This window comes from Pseudomonas sp. ACN5 (assembly GCF_002303975.1).
GTDB lineage: Bacteria > Pseudomonadota > Gammaproteobacteria > Pseudomonadales > Pseudomonadaceae > Aquipseudomonas > Aquipseudomonas laurylsulfatiphila.
Genome location: NZ_MRCP01000004.1, coordinates 295576 through 312390, shown reverse-complemented (window position 1 = coordinate 312390; position 16815 = coordinate 295576). Strand labels below are relative to the sequence as shown.

The following is a 16815-nucleotide window of genomic DNA, read 5'->3' as shown; positions in this document are numbered from 1 at the left end:
GAAAGTTAAACCGCCTTCGCGAGCAAGCCCGCTCCCACATTGGATCTGTGTTGTTAGTTAGAACCGGGTTACGGCTCCAGCTTCTGCGGCGTCTCCTGCCCCATGCAACGCACGGCTTTTTTCTTGCTGTCGACCAGCACGCCGGTCAGGCCTTTCTGTTCCATGTCAAACAGCACCAGCACGCCATCGATGCACTGCGCCACTTGCGCGGCCGGCTCCAGTGAGACTTTGTAGTCTTCGCCCGGAATGGTCTTGAGCATGGTGAATTCGTTGAGCAGCAACGCATCCTCAGGCTTGGCGAAGTGCAGGTAGCCGTACCACCACAGGGCACCGACGGTGCCGAGGATGCTGCAGATACCGGTGATGATCAGCGGGATGGCGTTGCGTTCTTCACTCATTGCGGACTCTCTGGTGGTTCATCTTCAGAATTCGGGGGTGCCGGGTAATTGGGGATTTCACCCAGGCGGCGCAGGCCGTTGAAATGCTGCGGGTCATCGAGATAGCGCAGCATGACGTTACGCCAGACCGGGTCGGCGAATGTCTGCACATGACCGCCACGGGTCAGTTGCAGCACCCGCGGCGGCGGCGCAGCTTGATACAGTCGGATGCCGTTGGAAAGAGGCACGATCGGATCGTCGATGCTGTGGTAGATCAGTTTCGGCACATCTTTAAGCTGCGCCATGGAGTTGATCGCGCTGTCACCGTCCGGCACCAGCCACGACAACGGCACCTGGAACGTCCAGAACACCCATGAATTACTCAAGGCATAGCGACCGACACTGCGATAACTGGCGGGCACACCGTCGAGGACAAAAGCTTTCAGTTGTTTCTGCCGTTGCGGGTGCTGGACCAGGTAATGCACGGCCATCGAGCCACCGAGACTCTGGCCGAGCAGGATCAGCGGCTTGCCTTGAACCTGCGGCGCCTTGTCCAGCCAGGCGAACGCCGCATCGATGTCCTGGTAGATCGCCGGCAGGCTGGGTTCGCCTTCGGACAGGCCGTAACCGCGATAGTCCACAAGCAACACCTGGTAACCATTTTTCGGCAACCAGAAACTGCCGCCAAGGTGCATGGGCAGGTTTCCGCCATTGCCGTGTAAGTGCAGCACCGTGCCCTTGACCTCAACCCCCTGCTTCACCGGCAGCCACCAGGCATTCAGCTTGAGGCCATCGGCGGTGTTCAGGGTGACGGTGCGGTATTCAAGCCCAGCCTTTTCCGGAGTGAACAACTGGCCGGGTTCCGGATAGAACAGCAGCGAGCTGCAGCCATTCAAGGCCAGGAAAAGGCAGAGGATGCCGAGGATTCTCATCCGTTGAAACCTCGCAGAAAATGGGTGGAACACGGCTCAATGTGGGAGCGGGCTTGCTCGCGAATGCGGTTTAACATTCAACATCTCAGTTAGCTGACACACCGCCTTCGCGAGCAAGCCCGCTCCCACATTTGGATCTCACCAGCCTTAAAGGATGTTGGAATAATCCGCCTCGATCCGGTCCAGGCTCAAGTGGTTGAGGAAGTTGGAGAAGCACATCCACGCCGACAACGCGTTCATGTCGCGAAACTGTTCCGGCAGGTACTTGGGCGGCACCACCAGGCCTTCGTCCACCAACTGACGCAAGGTACGCATGTCCTCCAGGGTGGTCTTGCCGCAGAACAACAGCGGTATCTGCTCCAGCTTGCCTTTACGCACGGCCAGTTGAATGTAGTTGTAAATCATGATGAAGCCCTTGAGGTAGGACAAGTCTTTGGTAAATGGCAGACCTGTCGGCACCGAGCCGCGGAACACGCGGCTGGCGTTGCTGTAGCTCTCGGGCATCTCGAAGCCTTGCTCACGGAAGAACTCGAACACCTGCAGGAAATCCGCGCCCTCCTCTACCATGTGAATCGCGCGGGTGCGGTTCGTGAGTTTGCGCAGACGGCTGGGGTACGAGGCGAAGGTGATGATTTCCATCAGGATCGCCAGGCCTTCCTGGGTCACCGTCGACGAGGGCGGGCCTTTGGCCAGGAAGGTGCAGATCGGCTGGTTCAGGCCGTTGAGCGTGGTGCCGACGTGCACCAGCCCTTCGTGGACCTCCAGGGCGCGCACATCGCGCTGGTTGAACATCGCGTCGGAGCGGATCTTGATGTAGTCGGCGCCGGCCGCCGCATCGGCGACGATGCCATCGGACTCGAACACCCGGATGGTTTCCTCGGCTTCGCCAAACACCTTGTTCAGGCGATGCTGCAACATATCGACCGCATCCTTGGCCGTCAGCGTCTTCGGCTCGTCCTTGAGGTCGCCACGGCCGTCGATGTTGTTCAGGTATTCGGACAGCATCATGCCCAGGTCGGACAGGGTCGGGTCGCCGGCATGGAATGCGTCGGACGCGGCGCCGTACAATTCCTGGGAAATCAGGCCGAAATCCTCGGTGCCGCGCGCTTCGAGCATGCGCACCACCATGCGGTACTCCTTGCACATGCGCCGCATGATCTGGCCGACGGGGTTGAACTGGCCGAGCTGGCGAGTGATGTCGCGCTCGATGTTCTGGAACTCCAGCTTCACTTTGCTGGAATCGAACGCCAGCGGCCGGTTGAGGTAGTAGTCGCGGTCCACCGCCGGCATTTCCTTGCCCTTGGCCTTGAGGAAACCCTTGCGAATGTTGTCGTCCCATTTGACCGCATCGAGGACGCGGATCGGCGTCTGCGCCAACACGATGCGATCAGACAAAATGCGTATCGACTGTTGGTAATCGTCCACGCGAAACTCCTGTAGAAACCTGTGGGTGCTGCTTACTTGGCTTTGGCCTGGCGCTGATAGCGCACCGCTTCGACGAACACATCGGAATTGGCCGGGTCGTCGAGGTAGGCGGCGACTTGATCCATGTGGCTGTCGATCAATACACCATCGCCATCGCTGGTCTGGAAGCTTTCACCGCTCAGGACGTTTTGCTTGATGGCCTGATTGATCTGTTCGAGGTCGAGGTTGTAAACCACCAACTCATGTTTGTCGGTCAGCTCAAAACCGCCGAGGGTGAAATGCCCGCCGAACTGCGCCGGCACCTTCGCCGACAGGTACCAGCGGCTGCCATGACGCGACACCGTGAAGGGATAGGCCTCCCGCTCCCGGGGCCTGGCCCGGTAATAGCTGACGGCCTGATAGCGGTTGTCGCCGAGGCGGGTCAGTTCGAGGTTGAGCGCCTCGCCCCAGGCATTGGTGCTGGTCCATTTGCCGAGTAATCCTTTGGGCGCGGGGTCGCTTGCAGGCAGCGGTTCCTTGAAGGACACCAGACAGCCACTGAGCAGCAAGAACGACAAGGCGATCACAACGACACGCCAGGCTTTCATTCAATACTCCCTATGAATACACACCGCCCTAAGGTGGACACATTCCCCTGTGGGAGCGAGCTTGCTCGCGATGACGGTGTGTCAGACAACATTAATGTTGAATGGTAAACCGCTATCGCGAGCAAGCTCGCTCCCACAGGGGAAAGCACCAGCCGGGACTACTCCGACGCCAGCACCAGGTGCATGTAGCGCGTCAGGATGCCGAGCATTTCCTCTTCGGCGGCAGGCTCGTCTACGTTGAGCAGGCCCTGATATTCCATCCGGCCGATAATTGCCGTCAACACCTTGGCATCCTGATGCGGCTCGCGCGAGCCCAGCACCTGGAACAGTTGGCAAGAGCCCTGCAACAGGATTTGCTGATGCGAACGCACCAGTTCGGCCAGGCGCGGGTTGAGCAACGCCTCCTGGCGGAACGCCTGCTCGGCCATCAGGTGTTCGCGGCGATTGATCAGTTGCCGGTGAACGTAGTCGGTCATCAGCCGTGCGATATCGTCCGCCAGTTTCGAGCGCGCCTGCGGGCTGCCATCGCCACTGGCGATCATGTCGCGCAGCAGGCCCTCGTTGTTGACCCACAGCTTGCCCATGTACGCGGCACTGCGTTCCACGTATTGGGCGAAGGTATCGGTGAGCAGGTCATCGATATCCTTGAAATAGTAAGTGGTCGCCGACAACGGCACTTGCGCCTCGGCGGCCACCGCACGGTGCCGTACGGCGCGCACGCCATCGCGCACGACAATGCGCATCGCGGCGTCGAGAATGTCCTGTCGACGCTGCTCACTGCCCTGTCGGCTGGCCTTGCGGCCCTGGTACTGAACACTTTCAGCGACCGCAGTGGCGATACCCGCTGCACCTTCTTGAGCCATTGCACGAATCACGACAGGTATTTCCTCTCAGATGAAACTAACAAGTTGATACGTTTGTACCAGACAGGCAATAAAAAACCGCCTGAAAAGGCGGTTTTTTAATTGAAACACTTACGCTTGCGGCCGCATGTGCGGGAACAGGATCACGTCGCGGATCGACGGGGAGTTGGTCAGCAGCATCACCAGACGGTCGATACCGATGCCTTCACCCGCCGTTGGCGGCATGCCGTACTCCAGCGCACGCACGAAGTCGGCGTCGTAGTGCATGGCTTCGTCGTCGCCGGCGTCCTTGTCGGCCACCTGGGCCATGAAACGCTCGGCCTGGTCTTCCGCGTCGTTCAACTCGGAGTAGGCGTTAGCGATTTCACGACCACCGATGAACAGCTCGAATCGGTCGGTGACGTTCGGGTTGTCGTCATTACGACGTGCCAGCGGCGACACTTCGAACGGGTACTGAGTAATGAAGTGTGGCTGTTCCAGCTTGTGCTCGACCAGCTCTTCGAAAATCATCACCTGCAGCTTGCCCAGGCCTTCGAAGCCCAGCACCTTGGCGCCGGCCTTCTTGGCGATGGCGCGAGCCTTGTCGATGTCGTTCAGGTCGTCAGCGGTCAGCTCGGGGTTGTACTTGAGGATCGAGTCGAACACCGACAGGCGCACGAACGGCTCGCCGAAGTGGAACACCTTGTCGCCGTACGGCACGTCGGTGCTGCCCAGAACCAGCTGCGCCAGTTCACGGAACAACTCTTCGGTCAGGTCCATGTTGTCTTCGTAGTCGGCGTAGGCCTGGTAGAACTCCAACATGGTGAATTCAGGGTTGTGACGAGTCGAAACGCCTTCGTTACGGAAGTTGCGGTTGATCTCGAACACCTTCTCGAACCCGCCGACAACAAGGCGCTTGAGGTACAGCTCAGGCGCAATGCGCAGGAACATTTCCATGTCCAGCGCGTTGTGGTGGGTTTCGAACGGCTTGGCTGCCGCGCCGCCCGGAATGGTCTGCAGCATCGGCGTTTCCACTTCCAGGAAGTCACGCTTCATCAGGAAGCTGCGGATGTGGGCGATGACTTGCGAACGCACGCGGAAGGTCTGGCGCACGTCTTCGTTGACGATCAGGTCAACGTAGCGCTGGCGGTAGCGCTGTTCGGTGTCGGTCAGGCCGTGGTGCTTGTCCGGCAGCGGGCGCAGGGATTTGGTCAGCAGGCGCACGTTGGTCATTTCAACGTACAGGTCACCCTTGCCGGAACGGGCCAGGGTGCCTTCGGCGGCAATGATGTCGCCCATGTCCCAGGTTTTCACCGCTGCCAGGGTTTCTTCGGACAGGGTCTTGCGATTGACGTAGACTTGGATACGACCGGTCATGTCCTGGATCACCATGAACGAGCCACGGTTGAGCATGATACGACCGGCAACCTTGACCGGGATCGCAGCCTCTGCCAGCTCTTCCTTGGTCTTGTCCGCGTACTGTTTCTGCAGTGCATCGCAGTAGTTTTCGCGGCGGAAGTCGTTCGGGAAGGCATTGCCCTTGGCGCGCTCGGCAGCAAGCTTTTCCTTGCGCAGGGCGATCAGGGAGTTTTCTTCCTGTTGCAGGGCTTGCGGGTCGAGTTCTAGGTCGCTCATGTCTTTAAATATTCCATCTGGTTCGTTTTCCCCGGCCTGCGGCCGGGGATCGCCGGCAAGCCGGCTCCTACAGGGGATCGCGGTGTGTCAGTAACTTACAGCCCGGACTTCAGGCTCGCTTCCAGGTATTCGTCGATGTCGCCATCGAGCACCTTGTCACAGTCGCTGCGTTCGATGTTGGTGCGCAGATCCTTGATCCGCGAGGCATCGAGCACGTACGAACGGATCTGATGACCCCAGCCGATATCGGACTTGGTGTCTTCCAGCGCCTGGGACGCCGCGTTGCGCTTCTGCATTTCCTGCTCGTACAACTTGGCCCGCAGCATTTTCATGGCGGTGTCCTTGTTGGCGTGCTGGGAACGTTCGTTCTGGCAGCTGACCACGGTATTGGTCGGTACGTGGGTGATACGTACGGCCGAGTCGGTGGTGTTTACGTGCTGACCACCGGCACCCGAGGAACGATAGGTGTCGATCCGCAAGTCTGCCGGGTTGATTTCGATTTCGACCTTGTCATCGATCTCTGGCGAGACGAACACCGCGGAGAACGAGGTGTGGCGACGGTTGCCGGAGTCGAACGGGCTCTTGCGCACCAGGCGGTGCACGCCGATCTCGGTGCGCAACCAGCCAAACGCGTATTCGCCCTTGATGTGCACGGTCGCGCCCTTGATCCCGGCGACTTCACCGGCGGACAGTTCCATGATGGTCGCGTCGAAACCGCGTTTGTCGGCCCAGCGCAGGTACATGCGCAGCAGAATGTTGGCCCAGTCCTGGGCTTCGGTGCCGCCGGAACCGGCCTGGATGTCCAGGTAGGCGTTGTTCGGGTCCATTTCGTGGCTGAACATGCGACGGAATTCCAGCTTGGCCAGACTTTCCTCGAGTCGGGCCAGCTCGGCGACGACATCGTCCACTGCACCTTCGTCGTTTTCTTCGACGGCCATGTCCAGCAGGTCGCGGCAATCGGCCAGACCGGTGTTCAGTTCGTCCAGGGTATCGACGATTTGCGCCAGCGCAGCGCGCTCGCGGCCCAACTCCTGAGCGTATTCAGGTTTGTTCCAGACACTCGGATCTTCAAGCTCGCGATTGACTTCGGTCAGACGCTCATGCTTTTGATCGTAGTCAAAGATACCCCCGAATAGTTTCGGAGCGCTCGGACAGGTCCTTGATGGTGTTCAGGATCGGGTTGATTTCCATGACGGGCAGCACTCGTTGGCGAACTTTTGAAAGCCGGCGAGTATAACGGGAAACAGCCGAAAACGGCAGTCCGCTTGGCCGAAATGCCAAGTCCCTGTAGGAGCGAGCTTGCTCGCGAGAAACGCTCAGGCACCGCGTTTATTCAGATAGCCATCGTCATCGTTAACGACCATCGCCAGCAGGCTCGCTCCTACAGGGGCGTGGTGGTCACCCGATCCCCACTTGGTTGCGCCCGTTGTTCTTCGCCGAATACAGCCCCTTGTCCGCCGCCAGGATCAGGTCGCGGCAGTTGCTGCCCGCTTTCGGGGTGATGGTCGACAGGCCGATGCTGATGGTCAGGCTCGACCCTTCGGTTGGCGAGTTATGCGGGATCTTCAGGGCTGCCACGGTCTGGCGCAGCTTCTCGGCGACAAGCCGCGCGCCGCCCTGGGAGGTGTTGGGCAGCACCAGGGCAAACTCTTCGCCGCCGTAGCGGGCCGGCAGGTCCGAAGGCCGGGCACTGGCTTCCTTGATCGCCGTGGCGACCTTGCGCAGGGCTTCATCGCCTTCCAGGTGGCCGAAACTGTCGTTGTAGGTCTTGAAGTAGTCGACATCGATCATCAGCAACGACAACTGGCTCTGCTCACGCAGCGAGCGACGCCACTCCAGTTCCATGTACTCGTCGAAGTGTCGACGGTTCGACAACCCGGTCAGGCCATCGGAGTTCATCAGGCGTTGCAGGACCAGGTTGGTGTCGAGCAGTTGCTGCTGGCTGACCCGCAACGCGCGGTAGGCCGCGTCCCGTTGCAGCAGGGTCATGTAGGACCGTGAGTGATAGCGGATGCGCGCGACCAGTTCGATGTTGTCCGGTAGCTTGACCAGGTAATCGTTGGCCCCGGCGGCAAAGGCCGCGCTCTTGATCAGCGGATCTTCCTTGGTCGACAGGACGATGATCGGAATGTCCTTGGTCGCCGGGTGATTGCGGTATTCGCGCACCAGGCTCAGGCCGTCAAGGCCGGGCATGACCAGATCCTGCAGGATCACCGTCGGCTTGATGCGCACCGCGTGGGCGATGGCCTGGTGCGGGTCGGCGCAGAAGTGGAAATCGATGTTCTCTTCGTTCGACAGGCCGCGGCGCACGGCTTCGCCGATCATGGCCTGATCGTCCACCAGCAACACCATGGCGGCGTTTTCGTCGGTCTTGAAGTCGTCGAGCTGTAATTCATTCATGTGCGGTCACCTGAGTACTACTTGAGCCAGGAATGAGGAAAAATGTGCTCATTTGGCGAAAATCTCCAGCAATCGTGGCGCTATCTTGTCCAGCGGGCGAATCTCCACGGCAGCGTCGATGGCTGCGGCCGCCTTTGGCATGCCATACACCGCACTGCTGCCCTGGTCTTGTGCGATGGTCAGGTAGCCCTGTTGGCGCATGAGTTTAAGCCCCTGGGCGCCATCACGCCCCATGCCGGTGAGTAAAACCCCCACGGCGTCACCGTTCCAGTAACTGGCCACGCTTTCGAAGAACACATCGATGGAGGGCCGGTAGATTTCGTTGACCGGTTCGGCGGTGTAGGCCAGCGTGCCGTTTTTCAGCAAGCGAATATGGTGATTGGTGCCGGCCAGCAATACCGTGCCGCTTTGCGGCGGCTCGCCTTCCTCGGCCAGGCGCACGTTGAGGCCGCTGGCACTGCCGAGCCATTCAGCCATGCCGGCGGCAAACACCTGGTCAACGTGCTGCACCAGCACGATAGCTGGAGAAAAATCACGTGGCAGACCCTTGAGCAAGACTTCCAGCGCAGCCGGCCCACCGGCGGATGAGCCAATGGCGATCAGGCTCTGGCGTGAGCCCGAACTGCGCATTGGCGCCAGCGTCGGGCGTGGGGGGTTGCCCTTGTCGCCGATCAGCCAGCCGATGTTCATGATCTTGCGCAACAACGGCGCAGCCGCGTCCTGGGCATTGCCGGCGCCGACGGTCGGGGTGTCGACCACGTCCAGCGCACCGTGGCCCATGGCCTCGAACACCCGGTGCACGTTCTGCTGGCGATCCACGGTGACGATGACAATGGCGCACGGGGTCTCAGCCATGATCCGCCGCGTGGCCTCGACGCCATCCATCACCGGCATGATCAGGTCCATCAGGATCAGGTCCGGCGTGTCCTGGGCGCACAGGCGCACCGCTTCGGCGCCATTGCCGGCGACCCAGACCACCTCGTGTGTCGGCTCGAATGCCAGGGCGCGGCGCAGGGCCTCCACCGCCATGGGCATGTCGTTGACGATTGCAATCCTCATGCACGCGCTCCTCCGATGAGCTCGACCACTGCATCGAGCAAGGCGTCGTCATGAAAACTGGCCTTGGCTAGATAATAGTCGGCCCCGGCATCCAGTCCACGGCGCCGGTCCTCCTCGCGATCCTTGTAGGACACCACCATCACCGGGAGCGATTGCAGGCGATTGTCCCGACGCAGCAACGTAACCAGTTCGATGCCGTCCATGCGCGGCATATCAATGTCGGTGATCAACAGATCGAAATCCTCCGAACGCAATGCGTTCCAGCCGTCCATGCCGTCTACCGCAACCGCCACGTCGTATCCGCGATTGAGCAACAGCTTGCGCTGCAACTCTCGCACGGTCAGGGAATCGTCCACCACCAGAATTCGTTTGCGGGCCGCCTCGACCACCTGATTACTGTGGCGGGCGATGCGCTCCAGGCGCCCGGTGTTGAGCAGTTTTTCCACGGACCGCAGCATGTCTTCGACATCGACGATCAACACCACCGAACCGTCGTCTAGCAAGGCTCCGGCGGAAATGTCCTGCACCTTGCCCAGACGCTCATCCAGCGGCAGCACCACCAATGTCCGCTCCCCGATAAACCGCTCCACGGCCACGCCATAGATCGCATCGCGCTCGCGAATCACCACGACTTTCAGGGTTTGCCCGCTGCTCTGGCTGGCCGGGCGATGCAGCAACTGGCTGGCCGCCACCAGCCCGACATGCCGGCCTTCGTACCAGAAATGCTGGCGACCTTCGACCTGCACAATATCCGCCGGCTCCAGATCACACATGCGCTCAATGTGCGCCAGCGGAAAGGCATAGGCCTCGTCGCCAACCTCCACCACCAGGCTGCGCACCACCGACAGGGTCAACGGCACTTCAAGATGGAAACGACTGCCCTCGCCCGCCGTCTGCTCCAGCACCACCGCACCGCGCAACTGCCGGACCATGTGCTGCACCGCATCCAGGCCGACGCCACGACCGGACACCTCGGTGACCCTGTCGCGCAGGCTGAAACCGGGCAGGAACAGGAACGTCAGCAGCTCTTCTTCGCTCAACTGCGCGGCGGTTTCTGCGGGGGACAGATTTCGTTCAACGATACTGCGACGGACTTTTTCCAGATCCACGCCATTACCGTCATCGCTCAATTCAAGCACCAGCAAACCAGCCTGATGCGAAGCGCGCAGACGAATCAAACCTTCCGCCGGCTTGCCGGCCAGCAGGCGTTGTTCCGGGAGTTCGATGCCGTGGTCGACCGCGTTGCGCAGCAGGTGAGTCAGCGGCGCCTCGAGCTTTTCCAGCACGTCGCGATCGACCTGGGTCTTCTCGCCTTCAATTTCCAGTCGCACCTGTTTACCCAGGTCGCGCCCCAGATCACGGACCATGCGCACCTGCCCGGTCAGCACATCGGCAAAGGGCCGCATGCGACAGGCCAGCGCCGTGTCGTACAACACCTGCGCCCGCTGACTGGCATGCCAGGCGAACTCATCGAGTTCGGCGTTCTTTTCCATGAGCAATTGCTGGGATTGCGCCAGTAAGCGCCGCGCATCCTCAAGGGCTTCCTGGGCTTCCAGGCTCAAGGCGTGATCCTTGAGGTGAACGTTGAGATTCTCCAGCGCTCGCAGGCTGTTGCTCTGCATGCGCTTGAGTCGCTGCATGGTCGCCAGGTGCGGTTTGAGGCGCTGCGTTTCCACCAGGGACTTGCTCGACAGATCGAGCAGGCTGTTCAGGCGCTCGGCGGTGACGCGCAACACACGTTCACCATTTTCGGTGGTGCGTTTGGTCTTGCGCAGGGCGGGCGCCGCAGGCGGTTCGACCTCGGGCGCGGGTGCTTCAAGCATGAGCTCGGAGATAATCCGTTCGGCCATGACCGGTTCGGCAGGCGCAACCAGCGGTGCTGTCGGATCCAGCAAGCGTGCCATCAAGGATACGTAAGCCTCAATGTCCGCGGCCTGCGGATTGTTGTCCGGCGTGGCGATGCGCATCAGCAGATCGGTGCCTTGCAGCAACGCATCGATGTGTTCGGGGCGCAGCAACAGGCGCCCTTCCTGGGCACTGACCAGGCAATCTTCCATCACGTGGGCGACGCTGACCCCGGCATCGACGCCCACGATCCGCGCCGCCCCCTTGAGCGAGTGCGCCGCACGCATGCACGATTCAAGCTGATCGGCCAGGGTCGGATCGCGCTCAAGCGCCAGCAGGCCGGCACTCAAGACCTGGGTCTGGGCTTCGGCCTCCAGGCTGAACAGCTCCAGCAAAGAGGCGTCGCGCATTTGCTCGGGGGTCATGTGAGGCTCCGGGTCACGGCGGACAACAGCTGTTCTTCATCCAGCCAACGCAGGCTGCGACCTTTGAATTGCAACACGCCACGGGTGTATCTGGCGCTGGCCTGGGCCCCCGAGCGCGATGCGCTATCGAGGATATGCTCGTCGATGGCGTGAATCCCGTCGACTTCGTCCACCGGCACCACCACCGGCCCGCCGTGGGCCGCGATGATCAGCATGCGCGGCATGACCCGCGCACCCGGTGCCACACTGTTGGTTCCGTCGAGCCCGAGCAGCTCCACCAGCGACAGGCAGGCCACCAGCGCGCCGCGCACATTCGCCACGCCGAGCAAGGCCCGGGAGCGCTGGTGCGGCAAAGAGTGAATCGCCTGCAACGGCGACACTTCCACCAGGCTGCGCGTGGCCAGTCCCAACCACTCTTCTCCCAGACGGAACATCAACAACGAGCGGGTTTTCACCTCACTCTCGAGCCCGACGGACACTGGTCCGCGCTCTTGCTGCTGCAAGGCATAACGATCGAGCAGACGCGTCGCGGCGGCCGAATACACCGCACAATTGCGGCAATGAATATGTTCGGCCAGCAACGGGCAGGACTTGTCGCCGTGGATACCGATGCGGTTCCAGCAATCGTCGATGACCTGGGCATCCCGGGTGACGCTGAAGGTGTCGGAGGCGATCATCGTTTACGCTCACTGTCGGCGGCGCGTGCGCTGCGGGCGGCACGTTCCTGCAATCGTCTGGCCCCCGCCGCGTCACCCTGGGCCTGCAGCAAGGCGGCCAGGTGCATCAACGCTTCGGGATGTTGCGGTTCGAGGTACAACGCCTTGCGATAAAAGCCCTGGGCTTCCAGGACGTTTCCCGCAACATCACTGAGCAGTCCCAGCCAATAGAACACCTGGGCTACCGGTTCATGACTGCGCAAATAGCTTTCACACGCAGCCTTTGCCTCGGCGCTTTTACCTTCGTTGGCCAGCCCGGCGATGTTCGCCAGCAGCACGGCCGTATCGGTGCCAGAGGTTTTCGGCACAGACGCCAGTGGCACGACACTGGCGAACGGACGACTGCGCACCGGCGCAACAGGTCGATTGCGCAGCGGTTGCGGCACAGGCAAGGGGGTTGGAACGAATGCCGGCAGGGGTTCAGGCTCCGCAGCCCCTTGTCGACTGAAGGCGAAGGACTGCGCGATACCGATCGAGCGCATCCCCAAACGCCCCAGCAGACTGCCTTCGGCCGGGCCGATAAACAGCACGCCATCATCGTGGGTCAGGCGCTTGAGCACTTCAAAGACTTGCTTCTGGGTCGACTGGTCGAAATAGATCAGCAGGTTGCGACAAAACACGAAATCGAAGGGCGGTTCACCGGCCAGCAAGGCCGGGTCCAGCAGATTGCCGACCTGCAAGCGCACCTGTTCCTGCACACGCGGGTCCAGGCGATAGCCGTCGCCTTCGGCTATGAAATGGCGGTCGCGAAACGCAATGTCGTCGCCCCGAAAGGAATTCTTGCCGTACAAGGCTCGCCTGGCTTTATCCACCGACAACGGGCTGACGTCCATGCCGTCGACCTTGAACTGGTGCGGCTTGAGTCCGGCATCGAACAACGCCATGGCGATTGAATACGGTTCTTCACCGGTGGAACACGGCAGGCTGAGAATCCGCAGTGCGCGCAGGTTGTTGATTTCAGCCAGACGCTTGCTCGCCAGTTTCGCCAGGGTGGCGAAGGATTCCGGATACCGGAAGAACCAGGTTTCCGGAACGATCACCGCTTCGATCAATGCCTGTTGCTCGTCCCGTGAGCCCTGCAAGGTGAGCCAATACTCATCGGCCGAGACTGCTTGCGCAGCCACGCTGCGCTGGCGCACCGCCCGCTCGATGATTGCCGGCCCCACCGAGGTCACGTCGAGTCCGATTCGCTCCTTGAGGAAGTCGAAAAAACGCTGATCGCTGCTCATGGCCGCACCTCCAGCAGCGCCGGATCCATTGGCGGCGAAGGAAACAACAAGGCGCGCACCTGATCGTTCAGCAGATCACTGACCCGTACCCATTGCAGCAAGCCTTGCTCGTCCTTGCGCACCGGCCCCAGGTACGGCGCCTGGCGATTGTCCAGGCCGTAGGGCTGAAAATCCGCCGGATCGCAGCGCAAGGTGTCGGTCGCCTGTTCCAGAATCAGCCCGAGCAACTGCGTCTCGGCGGTTCCATCCGGGCAGTAGTTGACCAGCACCAGCCGGGTGCTGGTACGGGCCTGTGCCGGCGCGCCAAACGTCAGTGCACTCAAGTCGATCACCGGCACCACGGCGCCCCGATAGGCGAACACCCCGGCGACCCAGGCGGGGGCATGGGCAATGGGCTTCAAGGGCAGGCGCGGCAGCACTTCAACCACTTCGACAGCCTTCAAGGCATAGCGCTCGCTGCCGATGCGAAACACCAGAAACAATGCATGCAGCGCCTGCTTCACGGCAGAGCGCTTGGCCGTGATTTCGCTCATTAGACTTTGAATCGCGAAACGCCGCCGCGCAGCCCGACGGCTACCTGGCTCAGTTCATCAATGGCGAAACTGGCCTGGCGCAGAGACTCGACTGTCTGGCTGCTGGCATCACCCAACTGCACCAGCGCATGGTTGATCTGCTCGGCACCGGTAGCCTGGGCCTGCATCCCTTCGTTGACCATCAGCACCCGCGGCGCCAGCGCCTGGACCTGATGGATGATCTGCGACAATTGCTCGCCGACCTGCTGCACCTCGGACATGCCGCGACGCACTTCTTCGGAGAACTTGTCCATGCCCATGACCCCGGCCGATACCGCTGACTGGATCTCGCGCACCATTTGCTCGATGTCGTAGGTGGCCACCGCCGTCTGGTCCGCCAGGCGCCGTACTTCGGTGGCGACCACGGCAAAACCGCGCCCGTACTCACCGGCCTTCTCGGCCTCGATGGCGGCGTTGAGCGACAGCAGGTTGGTCTGGTCGGCCACCTTGACGATGGTCACCACCACCTGATTGATGTTGCCGGCCTTCTCGTTGAGGATCGCCAGCTTGGCATTGACCAGATCGGCCGCGCCCATCACCGAGTGCATGGTTTCCTCCATGCGCGCCAGGCCCTGTTGCCCGGAGCCGGCGGCCACGGAAGCCTGATCGGCGGCGGTGGAAACCTCGGTCATGGTGCGCACCAGATCCCGGGAGGTGGCGGCGATTTCACGGGAGGTCGCGCCGATTTCCGTGGTGGTGGCGGCGGTTTCCGTGGCAGTCGCCTGTTGCTGCTTGGAGGTGGCGGCGATCTCGGTGACCGACGTGGTCACCTGCACCGATGAACGCTGTGCCTGGGACACCAGCGAGGTGAGCTCGGTCATCATGTCGTTGAAACCGGTCTCTACCGCGCCGAATTCGTCCTTGCGCTCCAGGTTGAGACGGCGGCTGAGATCGCCCGTACGCATGACTTCGAGGATCTGCACGATACGGTTCATCGGCGCCATGATCGCGCGCATCAACAACAGGCCGCAGAGACCGGCAGCCAGCACCGCCACCAGCAGGGAAATGCCCATGATGGTTTTTGCGGTGAGCACCGCATCATCGATGGCCGCAACATCCTGGTCTGCCACCGCTTTGTTATGACGCAGAATCTCACTGAGTCTCATTCGACCAGCCGTCCAGACCGGGGTCAGTTCTTCGTTGAACATCTTGATGGCTTCGGCGTCCTGGTTGCGTTTATGCAACTCGGCAACGGCAAGCAGGATCCGGTGGTAATCCCTGTGGATGGTTTCAAACGCGGCGTACTCGACCTTGTCCTCATCCGTCGTGATCGTTTGACGATAAAGCTCCATCTGCTCTTGCAGACGCGCGGAAAAATCCTTGAAGTCCGATGCATCCTTGTCGGTGAAGCCCTGTCCCTGCTCCAGCCCCAGCATCCCCATCATCCTCAGATAACTGTCGGACCAGGCGCCGCGGATCATCGAGCTGTAATACAACCCGGGCAGAGCATCCTCACGAACGCTGGCTTCGCTGCTTTCGATCTTCAGAAGCCGCGAATACGAGACGACCACCATCAGCAGCATGATGGCGATAATTACCGCAAAGCTCGCCAAAATGCGTTGGCGTAACGTCCAGTTCTTCACAGTCAATCCTCGGGCCTGATTCGAAATGCGGGGAGTATAGCCGAGGGCGGTGTTTCATTTATAAGACAGATGCAACCCACTTCTCATCCCGTTGAAAAAAGGCGGGATGGGCTCTGGGTGGGACTGTCCGCTAATTGAGGGAATGGGTGTTAGGGGTGATTGGGTAGAATCGGGCGACGGATCGGCCATTGGGGGTGTGGCGTGGCTGAAAACGAGGACCCTGTGGGAGCTGGCTTGCCAGCGAAAGCGTCGTGTCAGACAACCGATTACTGACTGAATGACTGCCTTCGCTGGCAAGCCAGCTCCCACAATTACATCGAAGCCTGGCGAACCTGCTTCTCCAGCTCAGCCTTCAACCCCGGCTCCAGCCTGAGTTGCCGCGCCAACTCATCCAGGTAGGACTTCTCCATGAAGTTCTCCTCGTCGACCATCATCACACTCGCGATGTACATCTCGGCGGCGGTCTCCGGCGTGCGCGCGGCACGGGCGACGTCGGCGGGGTCAAGCGGCTTGTTGAGTTCGGCGTGCAGCCAGTGTTGCAGCTCCTGGTCATTGTCGAGCTTGATGAACTCGCCCTCGATCAGCGCGCGCTCACGCTCGTCGACATGCCCGTCAGCCTTGGCCGCGGCCACCAGCGCCTTGAGAATCGCCTGGCTGTGCTGCTCGACTTGCGCGGCAGGCAAGCGGTCGAGGGTTTGCGGTTCCGTTTCTGGCGCAGTGCCCTGCTGGGCCTGCCAGTTGCCGTAGGCCTTGTAGGCCAGCACGCCCAACGCGGCGAGGCCGCCATAGACCGCAACCTTGCCGCCCACCTTGCGGGCCTTCTTGCTGCCGAGCAGCAAGCCCATCGCACCTGCTGCCAATGCCCCGCCGCTTGCGCCGGAGAGCAAACTGCCGAGGGCACCGGTGCCACCGCTCGCGCCCTTTTGCTGTGAGCCACCGGTCTTGTTCTGAAGCAAGTCCTGGCCGGACTTGAGTAGTTGATCGAGCAATCCACGGGTGTTCATTTGCTGCCTCCACAGGACGTTTAACCTGAAATCAAGGGCACCAGACTAGATCGAAAGTTCACGACAGCTGCCCGCAAGAGTGCTTCGAGATGTTGCTCCGCCTTTCTGCCAGCCGCTTGAAGCCTGCGACATAAAACTGCGTTTAAAAAAAACGATATACACTCCAACAAATCGATAAAAACAG

General features: G+C 61.0%; 15 protein-coding genes. All 15 read right to left on the bottom strand.

Features of this window, described 5'->3' with window-relative positions:
* Positions 1-68: 68 nt before the first annotated feature.
* The 15 genes from BSF40_RS10060 to BSF40_RS09990 all read right to left on the bottom strand — a co-directional run bounded on the left by BSF40_RS10060 (position 69) and on the right by BSF40_RS09990 (position 16631).
* Entirely contained in the window at positions 69-398 is a 330-nt protein-coding gene (locus BSF40_RS10060) for a hypothetical protein (RefSeq protein ID WP_007975029.1), read from the bottom strand.
* Complete coding sequence (locus BSF40_RS10055) at positions 395-1309, bottom strand: alpha/beta hydrolase (protein ID WP_095965013.1); 915 nt, start codon at positions 1307-1309, stop codon at positions 395-397. The genes BSF40_RS10060 and BSF40_RS10055 overlap by 4 nt, the downstream gene beginning before the upstream one ends.
* 147 nt (positions 1310-1456) lie before the next feature.
* Entirely contained in the window at positions 1457-2734 is a 1278-nt protein-coding gene (locus BSF40_RS10050) for a flavohemoglobin expression-modulating QEGLA motif protein (RefSeq protein WP_095965012.1), read from the bottom strand.
* A 32-nt stretch (positions 2735-2766) separates the two neighbouring features.
* Positions 2767-3321 (bottom strand): hypothetical protein, encoded by a 555-nt coding sequence (locus tag BSF40_RS10045; protein ID WP_095965011.1) that lies wholly within the window; start codon positions 3319-3321, stop codon positions 2767-2769.
* Between the two features lie 158 nt (positions 3322-3479).
* Positions 3480-4184 (bottom strand): TetR/AcrR family transcriptional regulator, encoded by a 705-nt coding sequence (locus BSF40_RS10040; protein WP_081500975.1) that lies wholly within the window; start codon positions 4182-4184, stop codon positions 3480-3482.
* A gap of 111 nt (positions 4185-4295) precedes the next feature.
* Positions 4296-5798 carry a lysine--tRNA ligase gene (lysS, locus tag BSF40_RS10035; protein ID WP_033047908.1) on the bottom strand — a complete coding sequence of 501 codons (1503 nt, stop codon included), beginning with the start codon at positions 5796-5798 and terminating at the stop codon, positions 4296-4298.
* A gap of 95 nt (positions 5799-5893) precedes the next feature.
* Positions 5894-6989 (bottom strand): peptide chain release factor 2 gene (prfB, locus tag BSF40_RS10030; protein ID WP_095965010.1). Its coding sequence is split into 2 segments (ribosomal slippage): positions 5894-6916 and positions 6918-6989, totalling 1095 coding nucleotides; the frame shifts between segments, so codons are not numbered across the junction.
* A gap of 207 nt (positions 6990-7196) precedes the next feature.
* A complete protein-coding gene (locus BSF40_RS10025) occupies positions 7197-8198 on the bottom strand; it encodes a PleD family two-component system response regulator (protein ID WP_095965009.1) in 1002 nt (333 codons plus the stop codon).
* 48 nt (positions 8199-8246) lie between these two features.
* Positions 8247-9257, bottom strand: coding sequence for a chemotaxis response regulator protein-glutamate methylesterase (locus BSF40_RS10020; protein WP_095965008.1), 1011 nt, complete (start codon positions 9255-9257; stop codon positions 8247-8249).
* Positions 9254-11527, bottom strand: a complete 2274-nt coding sequence (locus BSF40_RS10015; protein ID WP_095965007.1) for a hybrid sensor histidine kinase/response regulator — start codon at positions 11525-11527, stop codon at positions 9254-9256. The genes BSF40_RS10020 and BSF40_RS10015 overlap by 4 nt, the downstream gene beginning before the upstream one ends.
* On the bottom strand, positions 11524-12204 hold the full coding sequence (locus tag BSF40_RS10010) for a chemotaxis protein CheW (protein WP_095965006.1): 681 nt from the start codon (positions 12202-12204) through the stop codon (positions 11524-11526). The genes BSF40_RS10015 and BSF40_RS10010 overlap by 4 nt, the downstream gene beginning before the upstream one ends.
* Complete coding sequence (locus tag BSF40_RS10005) at positions 12201-13472, bottom strand: protein-glutamate O-methyltransferase CheR (RefSeq protein WP_095965005.1); 1272 nt, start codon at positions 13470-13472, stop codon at positions 12201-12203. Before BSF40_RS10005 ends, BSF40_RS10010 begins: the two co-directional genes overlap by 4 nt.
* A complete protein-coding gene (locus BSF40_RS10000; protein ID WP_095965004.1) occupies positions 13469-14005 on the bottom strand; it encodes a chemotaxis protein CheW in 537 nt (178 codons plus the stop codon). Before BSF40_RS10000 ends, BSF40_RS10005 begins: the two co-directional genes overlap by 4 nt.
* Entirely contained in the window at positions 14005-15627 is a 1623-nt protein-coding gene (locus BSF40_RS09995; protein WP_095965003.1) for a methyl-accepting chemotaxis protein, read from the bottom strand. Before BSF40_RS09995 ends, BSF40_RS10000 begins: the two co-directional genes overlap by 1 nt.
* Positions 15628-15938: 311 nt before the next feature.
* Positions 15939-16631: a tellurite resistance TerB family protein gene (locus tag BSF40_RS09990; protein ID WP_095965002.1), complete on the bottom strand. Its 693-nt coding sequence runs from the start codon at positions 16629-16631 to the stop codon at positions 15939-15941.
* Positions 16632-16815 lie beyond the last annotated feature (184 nt).